The following is a 23,823-nucleotide window of genomic DNA, read 5'->3' on the forward strand; positions in this document are numbered from 1 at the left end:
TGAAGGCTGGCCGAGTTATGCCGAAAAATAGAAAGGGATGGGAAAGCCTGTAATGGTATCCATAAAAGACGTAGCAAAACATGCCGGTGTCTCGATCTCCGCGGTCTCGAAGACACTGAACGGGTACAGTGATGTAAGTGAAGCAACACGCCGCAAAATTCTTCAGGCGGCACAGGAGTTGAATTATTCTCCAAATATGCTGGCCAAGAATCTCAAGCATAAAGTAACCAAGACGATTGCTCTGATTATTTCCAACTTTGAGAAGGCTAACGGCAAGGACGGAGTGGTATTCCAGATTATCAGCGGTGTATACGCAGCCGCCACCCGGTACGGATATGAGGTCGTGATTTATACCCGCAGCCTGTCCGAACAGCAGGATAAATCGTATTGGCAATTCTGCAATGACCACAAAATTGCCGGCGTCGTCATTTCCGGACTGCGGACGACAGACCCCTATTTTGAAGAGCTGATCGACAGCGACATTCCGAGCGTTGTGATTGACGCAGAAACGATCGGACCGCACGCGGGGTCTGTCATTACGGATAATTTGGAGGCGGCCCGGCTGGCGGTACAATATTTGATCAGCAAGGGGCACCAGGAAATCGGGATGGTTAATGGACACCGGTATGCTACAGTCAGCATCAAACGGGAGCAGGGCTACCGCGAAGCGCTTGAAGAGGCGGGTCTTACCTTTATTCCTTCCAGGGTGGTCGAAGCGGATTTCACCGAGGAAGGCGCCTATGAGTTGACTGAAGGCTTTATCTCTGCAAATCCCCGGCTGACGGCTGTGTTTGTTGCCAGTGATCTGATGGCGATTGGCGTGATGAAGCGCATTACTGAGCTGGGGCTGCGTGTTCCGGAAGATATTTCGCTGATGGGCTTTGACGATATTGTTCTGTGCAGCTATACAACGCCAAAGCTGTCCACCATCCGCCAGGATTTTGTCGGTCTTGGGTATGCGGCACTGGAGCAAGTTGTTAAGATGTTGGAGCGGAATACACCCGGATATAATAAAATTCTTCCCTTCAGCATAGTTGACAGAGAGACAATAATGATTTTATAATAAGATCGAAAACGTTTTCGAAACCATCTGTATTAAACGCTAGCAAAGAGGTTTTTCTCGGGATGATCGAAATCGTTTTCGAATTTTTTCTTTAAATCGAAAACGATTTCGATATCGCTTACAAAAAAGAGAAATTTTTGGAGAGTGAGGACATTCAAATCATGCTAAATTACAACAAGACATTACCCGATGGGGCTTCAGGGTGGGTCGTAACGGAAGAAAGATTTTCAAATTTGGCCTTAGCCAAGTGTGAAGCCGTCATGGCGCTCGGCAACGGTTATATGGGGCTTCGTTCCGCCGCTGAAGAATCGTATGTCGGTGAGAAACGCAATCTCTTCGTGAACGGAACCTTCAACCGCTTCGATGAGCTGGAGGTCAGCGAGCTGCCGAATGCCGCTGATGTTACACGGATGGACATTCGGATTGACGGCAAGTGCTTTTCTCTGGATCAGGGAGAGGTAAAGGCATACAGCCGCAGTCTGAATCTTCGGGAAGCCGAACTGGTGCGTACGTTCATCTGGAACAGCGGCGACGGCAAGGAACTGGAGTTCACCTTCCGCCGGTTCGTCTCTCTGGATCAGCTGCACCTGATCGGGCTGAAGCTCGAAGTGAAGGTGCTGCGGGGTCCGGTTCATCTGTCCGTAGCCTCCGGTATTGACGCTCAAGTCAGCAACAGCGGCAGCCAGCACTTCCATGAAGGTGAGAAGCGGATCTACGACAAGACTTTCCTGGAGCTGATTCAGACCACCACGGAATCCAAGGTTGACTTCGTGATTGGAGCTTCCCACAAGCTGAAGGTCGACGGCGGGACGGTTGACCTTGCACCGGCGATGGAAATTGACCGCCGCAAGGTGGCTGTAGCTTACAGCCTGAATCTGGAAGAAGGTCAAACGCTGACCTTGGATAAGGTAGCAGCCGTATACACCAGCCGTGACAAGCAATTTGCCGGTAACTACAGCCTGCCGGCGATGCGTGCGGAAGTGTTGGACGTTTTGAAGACTGCACATGAATCCGGTTATGAGACTCTGTTCAGTAAGCATGCTGCTGCGTGGGCCAAGGTATGGGAGAATTACGGCATTACGATTGAATCCGGCAATCCGTTTGATCTGCTGGGTGTACGCTTCGCACTGTATCATCTGGTCGCCATGACCCCGGCGCATGATAACCGGATGGGCATCGGCGCCAAGGGCTTGAGCGGTGAAGGCTACAAAGGCCATTCTTTCTGGGATACCGAGATTTTCATCCTGCCGTTCTACATTTACAGCAACCCTCAAATTGCCCGCTCCCTGCTGGAGTACCGTTATTTGGGACTGGAGGGCGCCCGGAGCAAAGCGAAGGAGAACGGGTATGCCGGAGCTATGTATCCGTGGGAAGCCGCCTGGCCGTCTGACGGTGAAGTGACCCCGGTATGGGGTGCGGTCGATATCGTAACCGGTGAGCAGACCAAAATCTGGTCCGGATTTATTGAGCAGCACATTACATCGGATATAGCTTATGCGGTATGGCACTACTTCCGGGCAACGGGTGACGTTGATTTCATGGAAGATTACGGATATGAGATCATCTTCGATACGGCGGTCTTCTGGGCGAGCCGGCTGGAATGGAACGAGGCCCAAGGCCGTTATGAGATCAACGAAGTCGTCGGGCCGGATGAGTACAAAGAGCATGTCGATAACAATGCTTTTACCAACTATATGGCTCATTTCAACATCGAGCTGGCCATGCAATATTACAAGGAGCTGGAGCAGAACCAGCCGGAGCTGTTTGCCCGCTACAATAAGCTGCTGAACTTGCACGAGGCTTACGGCATATGGGAAAGCAAGCTGGACTTGATCTACTTGCCGCAGCCGAATGAGCGCCTGATTATTCCGCAGGACGACACGTACCTGCAAAAGGAAATTATCGACCTGACACCATACAAGGATCAGGAAAAAGTGGGCAGCATATTTAATGATTACAATCTGGATCAGGTTGGAAATATGCAGATTTCGAAGCAAGCGGACATCATGATGCTGTTCTTCCTGCTGGAAAATAAATTCTCACCGGAAGTCAAGCGTGCCAACTACGATTACTATGAGGAAAAAACTCTGCATGATTCCTCCCTGTCGCTTTCGACACACTCCATTCTGGCGAGCGACTTCGGCGACAAAACGCTTGCTTACCGTCTCTTCCAAAGAGCTACCGAGATCGACCTCGGACCGAAGGTGCATTCCTCGGATGCAGGCATCCATGCTGCTTCGCTTGGCGGAATCTGGGAGTGCGCAGTCATGGGCTTTGCCGGAGTAAGGATGCTCGATGGACAGCTGCATCTGGCGCCGAAGCTGCCGGAGCATTGGGACAAATTGGCCTTCCCGCTATACTGGCAGGGTCAGCGTCTTGAGATCAGCATTACACCGCAGGAAATTTCCATCTGCAGCACTGCAGGCCAGCCAGTCAGCCTATTCGTTCACGGGCAGCTGCAGGAAGTACAGTCTACAGCCATTTTTGCAAATTTATAAGATAAGCACTAATGAAATCCAAATAATGGACATTATTAAGGGAGGTCATTCAAGATGAAAAAGAAATGGTCTTACACAATCGCCACGGTACTCGCAGGAGCTATGCTGCTCTCGGCCTGTTCTTCGGGCGGAGCGGATAATAATGCCGGCAACAGCGCCGGAACGGAAAATGCCGGAGGCAGCAAGGAAAAAGTGAAGCTTACCTTCTCCATCTGGGGCGATGTGAACACCGGTGCGGTCGAACAACAATTGGCCGATGAGTTCAATGCTGCCCATCCGGACATTGAGGTCAAATTCGAGCCGATACCGGGAGACGGTTATGGCACCAAGCTGACGACCTCACTGGCCAGCGGCACGGCCCCCGATGTGTTTCTGGTCGGCGAAGGCGACTTTATCTCCTATGTGGATAAGGGTGTCATTGAGCCGCTTGACGATTACATCGCCAAGGATAAAGCCTTTGACCTAAACATTTACCAGAAGAATCTGATCGATATGGAGCAGATCGGCGGCAAGCTGTATTATTTACCGAAGGATTTTAACCCGCTGGCTCTGTGGTACAACAAAAAGATTTTTGATGATGCGGGCGTCGCTTATCCGAGTGAAAGCTGGACCTGGGATGATATGTTCGCCGCAGCCCAAAAGCTGACCAAACAAGAAAACGGCAAATACACCCAGTTTGGATTCAATGCCGGTACATGGGAATATCCGATTTATACCTACCTGTGGGCGAACGGTACCGATATTGCCAATGAAGACGGCACGAAAGCTGAAGGCTTCATGAATGGTGAAAAGACAGTGAAGGCATTGGAAAAATATGTGGCGCTGTCCACAGGTGAGAACAGAGTATCGCCGACGCCGCAGGATACACAGACGATGGGCGGCGATTCCTCGATGTTCATGACCGGCAAACTGGCCATGATGGTTACCGGCCGCTGGATAAAATCCGATTTGGACAAATCGGACGTGGAATACGGCTCGGCTTTGATTCCGAAAGGGGCGGACGGAACGCGTGCCGGCATTATCGCTGCTGCAGGCTGGGCGATGAACTCTAAGACGAAGCACAAAGCGGAGAGCTATGAGCTGATGAAGTGGCTGTCCGGCGCCGACGCCCAGAAGCTGCGTTCGAAGAACGGGCTGGTACTGCCGGCAACTGTAGCTGAACTTGATCAGGTCAAAGCGACGGAAGAGAAGGACAAACCGGTCATTGAAATGATGGACTTTGCCCAAAAACCGGTGACGCTTCGTTCGGTTAACGGCCCGGTCTTCAAGGAAGCGTTCACGCAGGCTCTTGAGAAAACGCTGCTTGGCAAGCTGGATCTGAAGAGTGCGCTCGACGAAGCGGCTAAAGATGCCGACGCCAAAATCACAAAATAAGCTTAGCGGGTGAAGCGCTATTCTTGGTGCTTCACCTGCTTCCATCAAGGAGGCCGTCATGAATAATGCCAAATCGGATCGCGCTGGATATTGGTTTATCCTGCCGTGGCTGCTGGGATTAGTTATTTTTACACTTGGGCCGATGATCTTTTCGCTGGTTCTCTCCTTCAGCAAATGGGATGTCATCACCGGTGTCGAGTCGATTCAATATGTGGGTCTGGACAATTTTAAGGCCATTTTTCACGATGAACTGTTCTACCAGTCTTTAAAAGTCACCTTTATCTTTGCACTTGTGTCCGTACCGCTGTTCCAGGTAGCGTCAATTTTAATTGCTGTACTGCTCAACATGCGTTCGCGCGGAATGAAGTTTTTCCGGCTTATTTTTTTTATGCCGTCCGTTATTCCGGCTGTCGCCACCTCAATGATGTGGGTGATGATCTTCAATCCGGAATACGGGATTCTGAATCAGGCGCTGTCCTGGTTCGGTATTCAAGGTCCGGCGTGGCTGCAGGACCCAAGCTATGCGCTTGGCGCCCTTATTGTGATGGGTCTGTGGGGAATCGGGAACACGATCATCATTTATCTGTCCGGTCTGCAGGGCGTGCCGGAGGACCTGTACGAGGCGGGGGAACTCGATGGTGCCGGTCCGTTCCGCCGTTTCTTCAGCATAACCTTGCCGCTAATTACGCCGACCGTATTTTTTAACCTGATTATGGGGATTATCGGCGGCTTTCAATATTTCACCCAGGCCTTCGTCATGACCAATGGCGGTCCGCTAAACTCGACCCTGTTCTACAATCTTTATTTGTACAACAAGGCATTTATGGAATTCGATATGGGGTATGCGTCCGCACTCTCCTGGATTTTGTTCCTGATCATCCTGGTATTCACGCTTCTGGTCATCCGCAGCTCGTCTTTCTGGGTGTACTACCAGGGCGATGATCAACAAGACTAAAGGAAGGGAGACGCCTACAATGCAAAAAATACAAAGTAAATTCAATCCGTTTCAACTGCTTGCTCTTCTGCTGCTGCTCGGCGGTTCGGCGATTGTGCTGATTCCGCTGCTGTGGACGGTATCCACCTCGCTGAAGTCGCCAGCCGAAGTGTTCGGGACTTCATTTTTTCCACAGAGCTGGCTCTGGTCAAATTATGCCGATGCTGTAAAAGCCATTCCGTTCTTTTTATATTTGCGCAATACGATCGTCATTCTTGTGCCTGTCATGATCGGTACGGTATTCACTTCGGCCCTCAGCGCCTATGGCTTCGCACGCTTCAACTTTCGCGGCAGAAAAACGCTGTTCCTGGTGCTGCTGGCCACAATGATGCTGCCGAGCCAGGTGACGCTTATCCCGACCTTCATTCTGTTCAAAGAGGCTGGTCTAACCAACTCGTTCCTGCCGCTGATCCTGCCCGCTTTTTTTGGCGGCGGTGCATTTAATATCTTTCTTGTAAGACAATTTATGCGTGGCATCCCGCGTGAGCTGGATGAATCGGCTGTTGTGGACGGAGCGAACCGGTGGCAGATTTTTACCCGGATTATGCTTCCTCTTTCCAAGGCGCCCCTTATCGCGGTTTCCATCTTCACCTTCATGGGCGTGTGGAACGATTTCCAGGGCCCGCTGATTTATTTGAATTCCAATGAAAAATATACGCTGGCGCTTGGGCTGTCCATGTTCAAGGGCTTATACAATGTGGAGTGGAACATGCTGATGGCGGCGACCATTCTGATTATGCTGCCTGCGCTAATCCTGTTTTTTATTGCCCAGAAGTATTTTATTGAAGGGATCTCCATCTCTTCCGCAGTGAAGGGCTAAGCGGCCGTAATGTATTTCTGACCTATACAACAAGGAGCGGGATTTCCATATGACCGGAATTATGAGCAAGCATCCATTCAATTTATATTATAACGGCGGCGAATACGTCAAAATCTGCGGTACGCAGGATGGCTATTTCCCCGACTTCGGCCACCATACAGCCAATGAGATGGGGGGAATCTGGCTGCATCCGATCAAGCTGCTGGACGGCTTCTGGCTGAAGCTGACCGATACGAAACGGAATATCTCCGTCTGGTCGCGGGCCGACGGCTTTACGAGCGAGCCCTGGGGCAGCCGGTTCCAGTACGATCACGGGCTCAGCCACATTCCGGTAGCGATGGAACGGACACAGTTTGCCCCTGAACGGGTAAAGGGCATGACTGCCGCCTACGAGCTGCATCATTACGGGGATGAAGATCTGCATTTGCAGGTGGAGCTGCTCGTCCGCACCGATCTCCGGCCAGTCTGGTTCTCCGACGAGGTGGGTGTCCATGACGGTGTACGTGACGAACCAACCGTGTTGAATCCGCGCGAAGTGCTGGTTCAGGATGAAGGCAACCCATGGTTTACACTGGTCGGCACTGACCTGGCCGGAGAGGAACTGGAGGTCCGGTCTGATCTCTACGGGCCTGAATTTACCGCCGGAGCCGGCTGCGGCATTGCCTTCCGCACGGAGCTGACGATGGCTGCCGGAGAGCGGCGCCGGTTTCATCTGTTTGTCGCGGGCTCCTGCACTTCCCGGGAAGAGTGTGAAGACAGCTATCGGCTGCTCGCCGCTGCACATGAAGCTCTGCTCGCTGAAAAACGCGGGGTGTACAGCGCCGTAGCGGAGCGGGCGAAGCTGACTGTCGAAGGCGAACCGCTCTGGAATGAAGCGTTCAAGTGGGCGAAGTGGAACAATCAATGGCTGATCCAGCAGGTGGACGGCACAGGACGGGGACTGACGGCAGGCGGCCCGACCTATCCCTGGTGGTTCGGCTGCGATAGCACATATGCGCTGCAGGGCGTATTGGCCATTGGAGATCCGCAGCTTGCCAAGGATACGCTGAATCTGCTGCTGGAGAAGTCGGAGGAGGTCAACGGCAATGGGCGTTTTATCCATGAGCTGACGACGCTGGGAGCGGTATCTAATCGCGGCAACACGCAAGAGACCGCCCATTATATCGCTTTCGTATGGGAACTGTTCCGCTGGACGGGCGACGAGGAACTGCTTCGCCGCCACTACGGTTACTGCGTCAAGGGGATCGGCTGGCTTCTGGGGGAAATGGACCCTGACGGCGATCTGTTCCCGTCAGGTTACGGGATTATTGAGATTGCCGGACTCAATATGGAACTGATCGATAGCGCCGTCTATACAGCTAAAGCGCTGCAGGCGATGGCGGAGATGAGCGGATATTTGCAGGAAGCAGAGGCGCAGCAGAAATACAGTGAACTGGCACAGCGTTGTACGGCTGCGGTGAACCGTTCGTTCTGGCAGGAGAACGAAGGGCTGTTCGCCGATGCGGTTGCTCCTGTCGCCGATGTGGCGTCCAAAGCAGACTTTTTGGTCTCGCTTGCCGAAGCGCAGGGTGTGACCGGATACCGCGAATATATGGACAGGCTGCTGGAGGCGGACGGTGCTGATTTTACCGCCACTGCTGCTGATGCCGATGCTGCTGCCGGTATCCAGGCAAATGCCGGTCATCCGGCCGACCGCGGCTGGCTGCTGAACAAGAACTGGGTCATCGTCACGCCGATGGAAGCCGGCATCGCTGAGCCGGACAAAGCCCGCCGGGCGCTGGACAACATGCGGAACGATACCTTCATCGGGGAATACGGCACGTATTTATCCGGGATGTTCCAGCAGGGGACGATGACCATCTCGACCGGCGTTCATGCTGTCGCAGAGGCTGCCAGCGGCAACCCGGACGCGGCGCTGGCGCTGCTGGGCCGGATGCTGCGCAGCTTCTCGCGCGTCCTGCCGGGCTCCTTCTCCGAAATGTCGCCGGATTACGGCTGCGTGGTGCAGGCCTGGACAATCTATGCGCTGGCGGTGCCGGTGGTGCGCCACTTCTTTGGCGCGGAGCCGTTTGCCGCGCGGAAAGAGCTGAGGCTGAAGCCGCAGCTTCCGTCAGCGTGGAGCGGCAAAGCCTGCACGCTGGAACGGCTTGTAATCGGTGAAGCGGAATTCGGGCTGTCCTTGACCGAGAAAGACGGGGTTCTGCAGGCGCTCATTCATAATGAAGCCGGGTGGAAGGTAACCGTGGAATGGAATGGCCAGATTGTAGAGAGCTGTGAGCAGCGTATTGAGCTGAAGCTGTCCGGGATAGAGCTTGAAGCAGAAGAGAAACGTTAAATTAGGGAGATGGAGAGAGTATGAAACTGGAAGCAGTTATTTTTGATCTTGATGGAGTAATTACCGATACGGCAGAATACCACTATATTGCCTGGAAGCAACTGGGGGAATCCATTGGGATTCCGTTCGACCGCGAATTTAATGAGACCCTGAAAGGCATCAGTCGGGGCGAGTCGCTGGAGCGGATATTGCGGCTGGGCGGCAAGGAAACGGAGTTCACGCCTGTGGAAAAGGCAGAGCTGGCCCGGCGCAAGAACGAGCATTATGTGTCGCTGCTGGACGGGCTTACACCCGGCGACACATATCCGGGGATTGCCGGGCTGCTGGAGGAATTGCAGGCGCAGAACATTCCGGCGGTGATTGCTTCCGCCAGCAAAAATGCGCCGCAAATCTTGCGCTCGCTCCAGTTGGACGGCCTGTTCCGCTATGTTGTTGATCCCGATTCCGTGCAGCATGGCAAGCCTGCGCCGGATTTGTTCCTGCGCGGAGCCGCAGAGGTTGGGGCCCGGCCGGAATACTGCGTCGGCATCGAGGATGCCACTGCCGGAATCCAGGCGATCAAGGCTGCGGGGATGAAGGCGGTCGGCATTGGGGAGCAGTCTGCTCTGGAGGCCGCCGGTGCCGACGTGGTGCTGCGCGATACGCAAGGACTAAGTCTAGACTTTCTGAACCGTCTGCTGGTGCAGGTTTAAGGAAGGATAAATAAAAGGACTTTTCTAGAGTGCCAGCTCTATTTTCACCACATGAATGTCTTGTACAGGCATTTGTGTGGTTTTTTTTGTTTTCAGAAGAGGAGGATTATTGCCGCATATTGGTTCAGGAACGGGTACCATTATGACTGCCTCTGAATTACCATGGCCGTCGTTATGTCCTCGCTTGTGCTCGGAGAACATGTGGGCTGGGTCCAGTGGGTTGGCGTTCTCATCATCTTAGGTGGAATTGCATTCAGCAATCTGCGGCGCAGGGAACCAGAGCCGCATTCCTCTTCGCCAATAAGGGCTTTTAAATGAGAACAATCCTCGTGCCGAGAAGCAAAGAACGATTTGGCTCAAGCCTATCGGAAAAGCACAGCCCCTTTTGGCCCGCTGAATAAGAAATTATACAATGATTTTGAAACGGCGGGGAAATCGCTGTGGATAAGCCACGGGCTGTTTTTCACCAGCTTGGGTGATTTTGTTCTTGTATAGGAAACTATGGCTACTTCCGCATGTGGATAAAATGATGCTTAAAGCTGTGGAATAAGCAGAAATACCGTTGTCGGAGCATCGAAGGCCGAGTTCGGAGGAATTTAGCACTTGCTTACCGGCTTCTTCGCAGGTGCAAGTTGGAAAAAGGGAACTTATTTTTCCGGAAATTAAGAAATTCTGAGAGTTAAGTGGAAAAAGTAAACCTATTTGGGCTACATTTCTGCTCCAATGGCGAAATGGGTTGAATTAGTGTCCCTTTTTCCACTTCATCTGCCCGGGGATAGGGTGCTCCGGCAAATTAGTTAACCTTTTTCCACTTAAAGAGTTGCCGTAGGATTTATGGGGAGTCGTTCTCCAGGTAACAATGTAATTGGGGAAATAAACTGCAGGCAGTAAAAAGCCGGTTGTCCAGACGAATCTGGATAACCGGCTTTTCTTTACAAGAAGCTATAAAGGCGAACGCCGTGCGGCGGGATGGTTGTCTGCAGCGAGCCTGCGTTAAGCTCAGCTGGCGTTCCGCTCCACAGCTCGGTGCCGGCGGCTGTACCGCTGAGGCCGATTTCTTCAAGAGCCAGGTCCAGCTGCAGCGGGCTTTCGCCAACGTTGAACACGGCAGCATATCGGGTGCCATCGGTGTGTCCGGCAGTCCAGACGATAAGCTCATCTTTGCAGAGTGCCTCCTTGGCTCCATAGCTCTCGCGGTGCATGCGCAGAACCCCGCGGTTGGTAAGCAGCGACAGCGTCCAGTCGTCGTTGTCCCGCAGCTCGCCGCCAAAGATCAGCGGAGAGCGGAAAATACTCCAGAGCGACATCATCGTCAGCTGCTCGTCACGCGTGAACCGGGTCCAGCGGTCCGCTCCCCCGCCATCCACAGAGCGGATGCCGATGTGGCCGAGCGGCAGCATATCGCAGTCCGGCCAGGAGCCGGCCTGGGGTACGCCCTGCCATTTCCGGCAGCGGCTGAACATATCCAGCAGCAGCGGCCACTGGTCCCAGAAGTCGTCCGTGACCCGCCACATATTGGCATGTCCGGTGAAGAACCCAGCATATTCAACCGGAGCGGGACCGGGGGAGAGGCTCAGCACCATAGGCCGGCCGCAGCGTTCGATGGCTTTGGAGATCAGGGCGATCTCCGGCTGATGAGTGTCGTACAGCCTGGAAGCGGCGATGTCGTCCACCTTCACCAGATCGACACCCCACTGGGCGTAGAGTTCAAAGAGGGAATCATAGTATGCTTGTGCCCCTTCTTTTGAGGCGTCTACTCCGTACATATCTGTATTCCACGGACAGATGGAGTTCGTATGTGCAACATCGCGTGCGGTTGCCGTTGTGCCCAGAATAGGCGTTGCGGCATGGACAGCCTGCCGCGGAATGCCGCGCATAATATGAATGCCGAATTGCAGTCCTAGACTGTGAACATAGTCGGCTAACGGCTTGAAGCCTTGACCGTCCGCTGCGGAAGGGAAGCGGTTCGCGGCAGGCATCAGCCGGGAATATTCGTCCATTACGAGCGGAACGAACGGCCGGTATTGAGAGGAATTGGCATGGGGCTCGTACCATTGAATATCGACGGTAATATAGCTCCAGCCGAAATCTTTGAGATGCTCTGCCATGTATTCCGCATTGCCGCGGATTTCATCTTCTGTTACGGCCGCGCCGTAGCAGTCCCAGCTGTTCCAGCCAAGCGGCGGGGTAGGTGCTGCAAGCTTATGGTTCATTGTAAAGCTCCTTTACTGATGTATTATTGCTCTTTCTAAGTTCATCATAATAAAGGAGAATAGCGATATCTATAGTAATCTTGCAGGTATAATAGCACTATATTGCGGTTTCAGTATTGATCTTACAGCGGCTTATTGAAAACAGAATATACCTTTGTTACTGTTACTAATATACAATCTATATAGAGTGAACTTAAGATATTTACATTAGGGACTTCGTCAGGACTACGGAGAATGTTTGGACTTCCGGCCGCTGCCCATCTGCAGATTTCTTGATTTGTACTGTTGTTCGCGGTAGAAATCCGCAGACTGCCTATGCTGAAGATAGCGAGCTTTCCTACGGAAAGCTTTTAGGCGGACGCATTCGCTCCGTAAGTATCCAAACTTCCCCTCCATCCCTTTTCCCTTTTGTTCGTTTTTCAAGTTCACTCTATATAAGAAGGAAGGTTATTATGTCTCCCACAACTCAAACTTTCACAGCGACGGATACACATGTAAAAATCATTGGACGGACCCACTATTACAACGATGTGCTGTGGCTGGCTCTCTCAGGCGGCGGTATAGAATTTTCATTCTGCGGCACGAAAGCGGAGATCACCATCAAAGGCGATGCAATTGCTTCAACCGGCAATAATCTGGCCAGAATCGGCATCAGTGTTAACGGCAAAAGAGTTATTGACGATCAGGTGGATCAACCGCTCAAATCGTACACTGTATTTGAAAGCGAGACTGCCCAGAACGTCGTAATAAGGGTCATAAAACTGTCCGAGGCGGCGATGTCAACGGTAGGGGTTCAGTGCATTTCCGTCCATGCCGCCGATGGAATTAAGCCAACTCCGGATAAAATACATACTATCGAATTTATCGGGGATTCCATTACTTGCGGCTATGGGGTTGATGATGAGCATGAGCTGCATTCTTTTTCCACTGCTACAGAAGATGTTACGAAAACCTATGCTTACCTGACCGCAGAGCAGCTTGAGGCTGACTACAGCATGGTTTCGTACAGCGGGTATGGCATTATTACAGGCTATACGGAAAATGACCACAAGCTTATCACACATCTTCTTCCGGATTACTATGAAAAAGTGGGCAAATCTGAGGGGAAGTTTGACAATCGCTTGCTGCCCCAAGATATACGCTGGGATTTCCGGAAGTTTGTGCCCGATCTCATTGTCATTAACCTCGGAACGAACGATGATTCCTACACGAAAGAGGATACCGCCAAGCAGACGGAATATGCTGAAGAATATGTTAAATTTCTTAAAAAAGTTAGACGAAATAATCCCCATGCGCCAATTTTGTGTACACTGGGTATTATGGGGGACAGGCTGTATCCATATGTCGAACAGGCAGTGAAGCAATTTATCCGGGAGACAGGCGACAGCAAAATTACCGCAATGAAGTTGGACGAGCAGCTGACAGCAGACGGCTACGCGGCCGACTTTCACCCGTCCCGGGCCACACACAGCAAAGCGGCCAAACAACTGACGTCTTATATTAAAGAGCTTATGAAGTGGTGACTTAAGCCAATAAAAAATGGGAAAAGCTTGAAATCAAATCTTCTTTAGAATAAAATAACCTTAAAAAACTAAACACTAACGATTCTGTAAGATTTATCTTCGGACTGACTGGAAATGGTTATCTGATAACTGGGATATAACGTTGATTTAGACGGCAACATCACAGCAACCCGAACGAATCTATTGAAGCTTAGGCACTTTAGAGAAATGAGGGGGACAAATGGCGGCAAAAACCAGGGTAGTGTATACTTCACAAGTTACACGAAATGGCGAAGCCTTGCCATTTTTTTTGTTATGTTTAATGGATGTTAGCAAGTACTCGATAGAAACCGGGTATATAGACTGAACTTGAAAATATAAAATCAGGGAAAAGTGGCGGAAGAGAAGTTTGGAACTGGAGGAGCGAATGCGTCCGCCTTTGTCTGCGGATTTCCACCGCGAACAGCGGTATAAATCAAGAAATCTGTAGACAACAGCGGCCGGAAGTCCAAACATTCTCTGGAGTCACGACCAATCCCAAACTAAAAAAATCACAAGTTCAATCTAAATAGTGGAATCATAACGACTTGAACGGTTATGGAGGAATTACTGCATATGAAACCAAGTATCTTCTATCCTTTAACTCATCCACAACAAAGAATATGGTCCATCGAACAGATTTACCCGCAAACCCCGCTGCATAACATCGGGGGTACCATCAGAATCAAAGGGCCTGTTCAGTTTCCGGTACTGGAAAAGGCTATTGATCTCTTCATCCAGAGTCATGAGGCATTAAGGCTCAGAATAGCTGCCGAGAACGGGGAGCCAAGGCAATACATCGGTCACAATAATGATTTTCCACTAGATTTCATAGATTTCTCCACATGCAGCGAACCGGAACGGGAGTTTGCCGACTGGGTGGAATCCATAGCGCAAAAGCCATTCGTCCTCGAAAACGAACGGCTTTTTTATTTTGCCATGTTTCGAGTCTCTGATCACGAAAATGGCTATTTGGCCAAGTTCCATCATATTGTGGCAGATGGCTGGTCCATGAATATCATGACCGATCAGATCAGCGGGATATATACCCGGCTGTTGCGGGGAGAAAGGGTAGAGGTTCAGCCTGGACCCTCTTATCTGGAGTACAGGGACGAGGAGCAAGCCTATCTTGCCTCAGAGCGGTTTCACAAAAACCGGACATTTTGGACCGGGAAATATCGGGCACTGCCGGATTCTTTTTTGAATGCCAGCTCGGACAGATTAGCCGGAAACAGAAAAACGTATGAATGGAGCCCTGAGCTGTCTGCCCGGATCAAGGGTTTGGCCGCAGCGCATAACTGTTCCTTGAATACCTTCTTTATTACTGCGTATTTGCTGTATACCCACAAGATTACGGGCCAAGACGATTTGGTCGTCGGCACCCCGGTATTGAACCGGTCGGGCCGGCGGCAAAAAAGCACCTTTGGGATGTATACCAGTACAATGCCGTTTCGCTATGTGATTGACGGCTCCAGTTCGGTACTGGACACGATGACCCGGATCAACAGCGAATTAATGGCCTGCTATTTCCATCAGAGATATCCTTATGACCGGTTAATACAAGAGCTTGAGCTTAAGAAGAAAGGCTTGGATCAATTATTTAATGTCTGTGTCAATTACTACAATACCAAGCTGGGTACAGAAATCAACGGATACCCTGTTGATAGTGTCGAGTTCTACAGCGGGCAGCAGATGTATTCCATGCAGCTCGTGCTTAAGGAATGGACAGGCTCCGGAAGCATTACCGCAAGCTTTGACTATAAGCTAAACGACTTCACGGATGAACAAATTGATGATATGTACGGTCATCTCACGACGTTAATCACGCAAATGGTGTCTGACCCGGAAGCGCAGATCAGCCAAATCAGCATCCTGTCCAAAGAAGAGTGGACCGAACGGGTGCATTCTTATAATGCGACCCAAGCCGCTTACCCGCATGACAAAACCATCTGCCAGTTGTTTGAAGAACAGGCGGAGAAAACACCGGATGCAATCGCTGTTACCTGCAAGAATGAGCACCTGACTTACAAGCAGCTCAACGGGAAGGCCAACCAGCTCGCAAGATTTCTTATTGAAAAGGGTGTCGGCAGAGAAACCATTGTCGGGTTGTTGACCGCACACTCGCTGGAAACGGTAATCAGCGTTCTTGGTATCGGTAAAGCAGGTGGAGCCTTCCTGCCCATCGACCCCGGTAATCCGGCTGAGCGGCTGGATTACATCCTGCAAGACGCCGGCGCGAAATTCCTGCTCACTAATCTCTCCCTTGTGGATGAATGTAGTTTCGACGGTGTGATCATCAATTTGGAGGAAATTAAATACGATGCATACAGGACTTCCAATGTGAAGCCGGTGAGCAAACCGGATGATTTGGTTTACGTCATCTACACCTCCGGCTCCACGGGGCGGCCCAAAGGCACCATGATTGAGCACCGGGGATTAGTGAATTATATTTGCTGGGCGAAAAAGGTCTATGTGAAGCAGACGGAGGAAGTATTTCCGCTTTATTCCTCACTTGCGTTCGATCTGACGGTCACCTCGCTCTTTACACCATTAATCAGCGGTGGAGCCATCATGGTGTACCGCGACGATGAAGACGAATATGTCCTGTTCCGGATTCTGGAGGAGAATCAGGCTACTATCGTGAAGCTTACGCCTTCCCATCTATCCTTGCTGCTGGACCGGGACCAGCTGAATTCCTCCGTCAAAAGTTTTATCGTTGGAGGAGAAAATCTAAAAGCCAGTCTTGCGAAAAAAATCTATGACCGTTTTGGGGGAAATGTAGAGATTTTCAATGAGTACGGGCCGACCGAAACAGTGGTCGGATGTATGATTCATTCTTATGCACCGGATACAGACACGAGAGCAGCCGTGCCCATTGGAAGACCTGCTGATAATGTGCAAATCTATCTTTTGGATAAAAGTCTTGCTCCGGTTCCTGTTCACGCTGTAGGTGAAATCTATATTGCCGGTGACGGCGTGGCAAGAGGATATCTGAACAACCCCGAGCTGACTGCGGAGAAATTTATAGACAACCCGTTTGCTCCGGGGAAGAGAATGTATAAGACAGGGGATCAAGGGAGGTTCCTGCGGGACGGCACGCTGGAGTATATTGGCAGGGCCGATAAGCAAATCAAGATCAGGGGATACCGCGTTGAGCTGGAGGAGATCGAGAAGCATCTGCTCCAGCACACCGGGATAACAGAGGCGGTCGTCCTGAACCGTCAAGACAAGCAGCAGCATGCTTACCTTTGCGCCTATATCGTTTCAGAACGCAGGTTTGCAGCCCATGAGTTAAAAGAGTACCTCAAGAAGCAGCTGCCTGACTACCTCATTCCGTTACATTTTATTGAAGTGCAGGAAATTCCCTTAACCGTAAACGGTAAGGTGGATACAGCTCTATTGGAGGAAATCGCACCTCCGGAAAATGCAGACAAAACGTATATCCAGCCGAGAAACGAACATGAAGCGCAGCTTATTCAAGTCGTCGGGGAGGTTTTGCGGGTTGACGGTGCAGGGGTGAAACACAACTTTTATCATCTGGGCGGAGACTCCATCCAAGCGATCCGGATTGCTTCAAAAATGAGCCAAAAAGGCTTCAAGCTTAAAGTGAAGGACATTTTGTCATTTCCCGTCCTGGAAGAGATGGCCGCGTTTATTGAAAGGGAGCAATCAGAGGCGGTTGAGCAGGGAGCAGCTGAGGGCGGCATCCCTCTTACTCCCATCCTGTCCTATTTTTTTTCGCAGCATTTTGCCAAGGCCGGTCACTATCATCAAAGTGTGATGGCAGTATTGAAGAGGGAGATTGGGCTGGATACGCTGGAAAAAGCGTTAAGTGCCCTAATCCGGCATCATGATTCCCTGCGAATCAATTGCAGGAGTGACAATGGCGGGTTGTTCTATAATCAAGAGCATTATCATACCCGCCCGTCCATTGAAGAATATGATTTCTCAGACCTATCCCTGCCCGAACAAGAGGCCAGGCTGGGGGAAGCGGCTCAGAGGCTGGCTGCAAGCTTTGATCTACAGCACAGTCTTTTGCTGAAAGCGGCTGTATTTGAGCTCGGCCATGTCCGGAAAATGCTGCTGATTGCTCATCATCTGGTGGTAGACGGTGTATCCTGGAGAATTATCCTGGAAGATATGAATACCTTGCTGCAGCAGATCCATCACGGGCAGGAAGCGGCGCTCCCTTTGAAGACAAGCTCCTATCAGAAATGGGCCACGGCGCTGGAGGCCAGCAGGGAGACGCTGGGAATGAAGGAAGAAGAGTACTGGAATTCGGTATTGCAGAAGCATTTTACGTTTTCGGCTGACCATGACCGGGGAGCGGATACCCTCGCAAGCTGCCATACATTAATATCCGGGCTTGGGCAACCTGAGACTGCGGCGCTTCTGTCCGAAGCCAATATTCCCTACAATACAGAACCACATGATTTGCTGCTAACGTCTTTACTGGTGACGGTCAAAGAATGGACGGGCAGCAGAGATATAGTCATTGAGCTGGAGGGGCACGGACGGGAGGATATCGATGAACTTGTGGATGTCACAAGGACAGTAGGCTGGTTTACAAGCTTATATCCATTCGGCATCACCTTGAACGGGGAAGCCCTTCCCGGACAGATTAAACAGGTCAAAGAGGAACGGAGAAGAGTTCCCGGGAACGGAATAGGGTTCGGGTTGTTGCGCCAGCTTGGCCGTATTGGAGATCACCGTCTGCGCAAATACATCCGCTTTAATTACCTTGGGGAATTTACCGAGGATCACGGGGGCGGAAATCTGACATTATCAGGAGATCAATTTCAGCACAATGTAAGCGGAGACAACCATCTGACAAGTGTGCTGGATATCAACTGCTTTGTGATCGGCGGCCGTTTACAGCTGCGTCTGACATATAGCCGGAATAAATTTCTGGACATGACCATGGAACGGTTCCAGACGCATTGGATCCGAAATCTGAAGCTGGTGCTTGAACATTGCAGCAATACTGAAAGGAAAGAATATACTCCCTCCGACTTTGATACGGTCGATATTTCCCAGGAGGAGTTAGACAGCCTGTTTAGCTGATGGTGAAAATTCAGGATGCGAGGTTATGGGATGAAAAAAGGGATTGCGGGATGGCTCGTCTTATTGTTGCTCACCATGGTACTGCCGCTGCATGCATGGGCAGAACCGGCTGCACCAAACAGTTTGTCTAATGAGGAAACGGCCAGCATTGAAGCCTGGATCAACAAGAATATGCGGGAAGGCAAAATACCGGGTGCATCCGTTGTGATAGTTAAGGGGGAGCAAACGGTCTACAGCAAAGGCTTTGGGGATTCCGATGTGGCAGCTAAGCGTCCTGTGACTCCGGAGACCTTGTTTGAGCTTGGTTCGACCAGTAAGGCCTTTACTGCATTAGCTGTATTATCGCTGGAAAAACAGGGCTTGCTTCATATGAAAGACCCTGTACAGAAGTACCTGTCCTGGTTCCAGGTTTCCTACGCCGGAGAAGATGGCTCTGGTACAAGCCGTGTGGCCGGGATTACCCTGGAACAGCTTCTTCATCATACCAGCGGCCTTTCGTTTGATACGATTAGCGATATTCCCGTTGGCGGGGATGAACAAGCGCTGGAGCGTACGGTCAAGGCAGTGGTTGGGGCGAAACTCGATTTTTACCCCGGGGAAAGGTTTCAGTATGCTTCCATCAATTATGACATCCTGGGGCTTGTGATCGAAAAAGTAACGGGTGAATCATTTGAGGTTTACCTGAAAAACAATGTATTGAACCCCCTGGGTTTGAAAAATACCTACCTTTTCCGTACAGAAGCAGAGCAGCATGAAATGGCGAGGGGGTATAAGCTCGGATTCTTAAAGGCCAGGGAATATCAGGCTCCTGTGTATCGTGGAAATACACCTGCCGGTTATGTCATTTCGAATGGCAACGATATGGCAGCGTGGCTGAAAATCCAGATGGGCGGGCAGGCGGAAGCAGCGGTGGCTGCCGATTGGATCGGCCGCTCCCATCAGCCGGACCGGTCCGTCTTCCCCGGTCTGGACGGTTCTTCCTACGCGGCAGGCTGGTTTGTCTATCAGAAAGGGAGCGGAGAGCTTTCCCATGGAGGCAGCAATCCGAATTATTCCTCTTCCGTAGTGTTCCGCCCGGAGGAGAAGATCGGGGTCGCCGTATTGGCGAACATCAACTCCTCCTATACCCAGGCGATGGGCCAGGGAATTATGGAAATTCTGCACAACCAAAAGCTGCCTGAAAACGTATCCGATCAATACCGCAGTGTGGATAAAATCTCTACTGTCATTCTCTGCATTGCCGTCCCATTGATCCTGTTAACGGGCTGGTTTTTCATTATGACCATCAAAGAAATCATCACCAAGGAAAGAAGGCTCCGCCGGAAAACCGCCAAAAACATTTATGGGCTGGCCGTGTTGCTGGTATTTTTGGGGCTGGTCAGTTATTGCTTTTATAACATTCCCTCTGTTTTATTTAGCGGGCTTTCATGGGAGCTTGTTGAAGTATGGGCCCCGTCAAGCTTTATGATCGCGATCCCGGGTTTATTAATCGGGGTCTTTTTCTTTTCCGTCTACTACTTCACCACATCACTGTTCCCCAAAGCGCGGGACCGCACATTGTTTCCTATCATCTTGCTCAGCACGATAAGCGGCTTCGGAAATGCAATTATCATCTTTATCATCAATGAAGCGCTGAACCATACCAACCGTTTTCAGGTGGGGTTATTCTCATTTTTTGTAATGGGGATCGCTGTCTACGTTTTTGGCCAAAGGCTGGTCAGAACGAAGCTGATTACCCTGACCAATGAAATGGTCTTTCAAAAAAGAACGGATCTGATCGACAAGATTCTGCGTTCTTCTTATCAAAATATTGAAACCATCGAAAACGAACGGATCTATTCGGTATTAAACAATGATACGGAAACGATCAGCGGTGTTACCAATATTCTCATTTTCGGCGTGACGAGCCTTGTCACTTTGCTTTGCTGCTTCGTCTATTTAGGCACGATTAATCTGCTCGGCTTGCTGATCTCGATTGCGGTTATTTTGTTCGCAGCCGGCCTGTATTTTTTGGCGGGAAGACATGCCAATCAGGTCTGGGGAGAAACAAGGGATATTCAAAATACCTTTTTCAAGTTCATCAATCACATGGTCAGCGGCTTCAAGGAGCTTAGCCTTCATAAAGGCAAAAAAGAAGAGTTCCAGCAAGAGCTTAAGCAAAGCTGTGATACCTACCGGATCAAACGGATTCAGGGAGACTTAAGCTTCGCCAATGTATTTGTGATGGGAGAGCTGCTGTTTACCTTGGTCATCGGGGTTGTAGCCTTTATTTTTCCGCTGCTCTTTAAGGACATTTCCAACAGCTCGCTCAGAGCCTATATCTTTGTCTTTCTGTATATGACAGGTCCGGTCCACGGAGTACTGGATGCCATCCCGAATTTCATACGGGTCCGCATCAGCTGGAACAGGCTGAACGAGCTGTCCAGGCAGCTGGATATAGCTGAGGAAAGGCAAGAAGGCCCGCCTGACAATGAATGGTCTGAAGCTGCCCCGGTCCACTTGGTGGCAAAGGATATAACTTACCATTACCAATCCCAGGAAGGCGAACAGTTTGCGGTGGGGCCGCTGAATCTGAGCGTCCGTTCCGGACAGGTAACTTTTGTTACAGGCGGGAACGGGAGCGGGAAGTCAACCCTGGGCAAATTAATAACAGGCTTATATAAGCCCGATCAGGGAGAAATTCTATTGAATGGCCGGCAGGCAGCGCCGGAAGAACTGAGCCAGAGTTTTTCCGCTATATTCAGTGATTTCCACCTGTTTGAGCGGCTGTACGGAATGGAAACCGGAGACAAAAGCCAGGAGATTCAGGAGTATTTACAGAAGCTGGATATTGAGCACAAGGTCCAAATTCAGCAGGGGGCCTTCAGCACCGTAAATCTTTCAACCGGACAGCGGAAGCGGTTAGCGCTCCTGATCAGCTGCCTGGAGGATCGCCCGATCTATCTTTTTGATGAATGGGCTGCTGATCAGGACCCGGAATTCCGGGATTATTTCTATCATGTACTCATACCGGAGCTGAAGCAAAAAGGGAAATGCATCATTGCGATTACGCATGACGATAGATATTTTCATATGGCTGACCAATTGCTGAAAATGGAAGTGGGTCTGCTCGTGGGTGAGCTGGAGGAACAGCATGCGTAACAGGTCATACATGGAGTCCTACCATCCGCAAATGAAGGGAGGCAGAAGGAGTTTGGCGGATCGCATCCGTCATGTACACTAGCTCTCTACTATTATGAAAAGGTGGCAGTCGCATATGCATACATTTGAAACGATTGGGATTATTGGTGCAGGGGTAATGGGTTCCGATTTGGCCTTGGATCTGGCAAGCCAGGGGTACCGGGTCATCCTGAAAGATATCCATGAAGAGGCACTGGAAAAGGCCAAGGTCAAAATCAGGGAAGACTTCAAGCTGGTAAAGCTGATGAAAAAAGAGCTGCCGGTAAAAAAAATTGAACAAGTGCTTTCCAACATCATGTTCACGACTACATATCAAAGCTTCCATGCGGTTCCCTTTGTGATTGAAAATATCACGGAAAACTGGGAAGCCAAACAAAAGGTATATCTGGAACTCCAAGAGCATTGTCAGGAAGATACCATTTATGGTGTGAACACAAGCTGTATTTCCATTACGAAGGTAGGCGCAATCCTCCCCAGACCGGAGCATGCAATCGGCATGCATTTTATGAATCCGGTCCCGCTCAAGCAGATGGTGGAGATCATTAAAGGCTACTATACATCAGAGGATACGATCCGGAAGATCAAGGACTTTTTGAAAGCGATTGACAAGAAGCCTGTTCTGGTCAACGACTCACCGGGTTTTGTGACCAACCGCGTCCTGATGCCGATGATTAACGAATGTATTTGGGCCGTTCATGACGGGGTTGCCGCACCGCAGGATGTGGATAAGATTTTCCGCTTAGGCTTCAGCCATAAAATGGGCCCGCTCGCAACTGCCGATTTGATCGGGCTGGATACAATTTTGAATTCTATCCTGGTTTTGTACGAGAGCTATAACGATCCGAAATACCGCCCGTGTCCGTTGCTGGTCAAAATGGTAGACGCAGGGCTGCTGGGGAAAAAGAGCGGCAAAGGATTTTTTGATTACACGTCTGTTCTGGCCCATAGCCATGCGTAAGCTGATATACAAAATCCAATGTGAAGGAACCTAAACGATGGAGATTAAAAACGGAATTAAATGCGTCGTGTGGGATTTGGACAATACCCTCTGGGATGGCGTTCTGTCCGAGGGGGATGAGGTCACGTTAAAACCGCAGATCAAGGAGATTCTGGAGGAACTGGATCACCGGGGAATTCTGCTGTCCGTTGCCAGCAAAAACAATCTCGACGATGCGATGAACAAACTGAAGGAGTTTGAAATCGACCACTATTTTCTGTATCCCCAAATCCATTGGGAGCCGAAATCAAAGTCACTGGATGCTATCCGCCAGTCGATCAACATCGGGATGGATACGCTATTGTTTATCGATGACCGGCCGTTTGAGCTGGATGAGGTGAAAAGTGTTCATGCAGCCATCAATTGCGTTCATGCCGATCACTACCAGGAGCTGCTTGACCATCCTTCGCTGATCCCCGCCTTTATTACAGAGGATTCAGTCAAAAGAAGGCTCATGTACCTGGAGGATATGAAACGTAAACAGGAAGAAGAAGCGTTCTCGGGAACCAGCGAGGAGTTCCTGAAATCGCTGGGCATGAAATTCATCATCAGTGAGGCTGAGGAGGAGGATTTGAAGCGTGCGGAAGAATTAACTGTGCGCACCAATCAGTTGAATTCGACGGGCCGGATCTACAGCTACGACGAGCTGAATCACTTCCGGGTATCCCCCGGCCATAAGCTGTTTGTCTGTGAGCTAACCGATAAATACGGGTCTTACGGCAAAATTGGCATCGCCTTGGCCGAGCTGACGGATACCCATTGGCATATCAAGCTGCTGATTATGTCCTGCCGGGTGATTTCGCACGGGGTTGGCACGGTTCTGCTGACACATATCATGCAGCAAGCCAAACAAGCTAATAAAAGGCTGCTGGCTGATTTTAAGAATACGGAACGCAATAAAATGATGTACGTCTCCTACAGGTTCTCCAATTTCAAAGAGATAGCCAAAGCGGAGGACGGCTTTGTGATTCTGGAAAATGATTTAACAACGATTCAGAAATTTCCTCCGTATATCGAGCTGCTTGTCCAGTAAGGTTATCCGGGAAAAAATA

The 23,823-nt window shown here is 50.5% G+C and carries 13 protein-coding genes and 1 pseudogene; 13 read left to right on the plus strand and 1 reads right to left on the minus strand.

From position 1 onward, the window contains the following. Positions 1-37: 37 nt before the first annotated feature. The 8 genes and pseudogenes from PRIO_RS08480 to PRIO_RS36660 all read left to right on the plus strand — a co-directional run. Positions 38-1,063: a LacI family DNA-binding transcriptional regulator gene (locus PRIO_RS08480; RefSeq protein ID WP_231869839.1), complete on the plus strand. Its 1,026-nt coding sequence runs from the start codon at positions 38-40 to the stop codon at positions 1,061-1,063. Between the two features lie 161 nt (positions 1,064-1,224). Beyond that, the gene (locus tag PRIO_RS08485) at positions 1,225-3,561 is read left to right on the plus strand and encodes a glycoside hydrolase family 65 protein (RefSeq protein WP_039786502.1); all 2,337 of its coding nucleotides are present in this window, start codon (positions 1,225-1,227) and stop codon (positions 3,559-3,561) included. A 54-nt stretch (positions 3,562-3,615) separates the two neighbouring features. After that, positions 3,616-4,935: an ABC transporter substrate-binding protein gene (locus tag PRIO_RS08490; protein ID WP_020427003.1), complete on the plus strand. Its 1,320-nt coding sequence runs from the start codon at positions 3,616-3,618 to the stop codon at positions 4,933-4,935. 58 nt (positions 4,936-4,993) lie between these two features. Further along, on the plus strand, positions 4,994-5,890 hold the full coding sequence (locus PRIO_RS08495; RefSeq protein ID WP_020427004.1) for a carbohydrate ABC transporter permease: 897 nt from the start codon (positions 4,994-4,996) through the stop codon (positions 5,888-5,890). A gap of 19 nt (positions 5,891-5,909) precedes the next feature. Beyond that, on the plus strand, positions 5,910-6,749 hold the full coding sequence (locus PRIO_RS08500; protein WP_020427005.1) for a carbohydrate ABC transporter permease: 840 nt from the start codon (positions 5,910-5,912) through the stop codon (positions 6,747-6,749). A 61-nt stretch (positions 6,750-6,810) separates the two neighbouring features. Next, the gene (locus PRIO_RS08505; RefSeq protein WP_231869840.1) at positions 6,811-9,084 is read left to right on the plus strand and encodes an alpha-L-rhamnosidase-related protein; all 2,274 of its coding nucleotides are present in this window, start codon (positions 6,811-6,813) and stop codon (positions 9,082-9,084) included. A gap of 20 nt (positions 9,085-9,104) precedes the next feature. Continuing rightward, positions 9,105-9,776, plus strand: coding sequence for a beta-phosphoglucomutase (gene pgmB / locus PRIO_RS08510; RefSeq protein WP_046501875.1), 672 nt, complete (start codon positions 9,105-9,107; stop codon positions 9,774-9,776). A 109-nt stretch (positions 9,777-9,885) separates the two neighbouring features. Beyond that, positions 9,886-10,094, plus strand: a pseudogene (locus PRIO_RS36660) (EamA family transporter); the annotation flags it as partial. A 614-nt stretch (positions 10,095-10,708) separates the two neighbouring features. On the opposite strand, the gene PRIO_RS08515 reads toward PRIO_RS36660, so the two are convergent. Beyond that, positions 10,709-11,989, minus strand: a complete 1,281-nt coding sequence (locus PRIO_RS08515) for a glycoside hydrolase family 27 protein (protein WP_020427009.1) — start codon at positions 11,987-11,989, stop codon at positions 10,709-10,711. Positions 11,990-12,441: 452 nt separating this feature from the next. On the opposite strand from PRIO_RS08515, the gene PRIO_RS08520 reads away from it, so the two are divergent. The 5 genes from PRIO_RS08520 to PRIO_RS08540 all read left to right on the plus strand — a co-directional run bounded on the left by PRIO_RS08520 (position 12,442) and on the right by PRIO_RS08540 (position 23,804). Beyond that, a complete protein-coding gene (locus tag PRIO_RS08520) occupies positions 12,442-13,512 on the plus strand; it encodes an SGNH/GDSL hydrolase family protein (RefSeq protein WP_020427010.1) in 1,071 nt (356 codons plus the stop codon). A 594-nt stretch (positions 13,513-14,106) separates the two neighbouring features. Next, on the plus strand, positions 14,107-18,594 hold the full coding sequence (locus tag PRIO_RS08525) for a non-ribosomal peptide synthetase (protein ID WP_020427011.1): 4,488 nt from the start codon (positions 14,107-14,109) through the stop codon (positions 18,592-18,594). Positions 18,595-18,609: 15 nt separating this feature from the next. Continuing rightward, entirely contained in the window at positions 18,610-21,735 is a 3,126-nt protein-coding gene (locus PRIO_RS08530; protein WP_231869841.1) for a cyclic peptide export ABC transporter, read from the plus strand. Positions 21,736-21,850: 115 nt separating this feature from the next. After that, positions 21,851-22,732, plus strand: coding sequence for a 3-hydroxyacyl-CoA dehydrogenase family protein (locus PRIO_RS08535; RefSeq protein WP_020427013.1), 882 nt, complete (start codon positions 21,851-21,853; stop codon positions 22,730-22,732). 43 nt (positions 22,733-22,775) lie between these two features. Further along, entirely contained in the window at positions 22,776-23,804 is a 1,029-nt protein-coding gene (locus PRIO_RS08540) for an HAD-IIIC family phosphatase (protein WP_231869937.1), read from the plus strand. The last annotated feature ends 19 nt before the right edge of the window (positions 23,805-23,823 follow it).

This window comes from Paenibacillus riograndensis SBR5 (genome assembly GCF_000981585.1).
Lineage (GTDB): Bacteria > Bacillota > Bacilli > Paenibacillales > Paenibacillaceae > Paenibacillus_AQ > Paenibacillus_AQ riograndensis.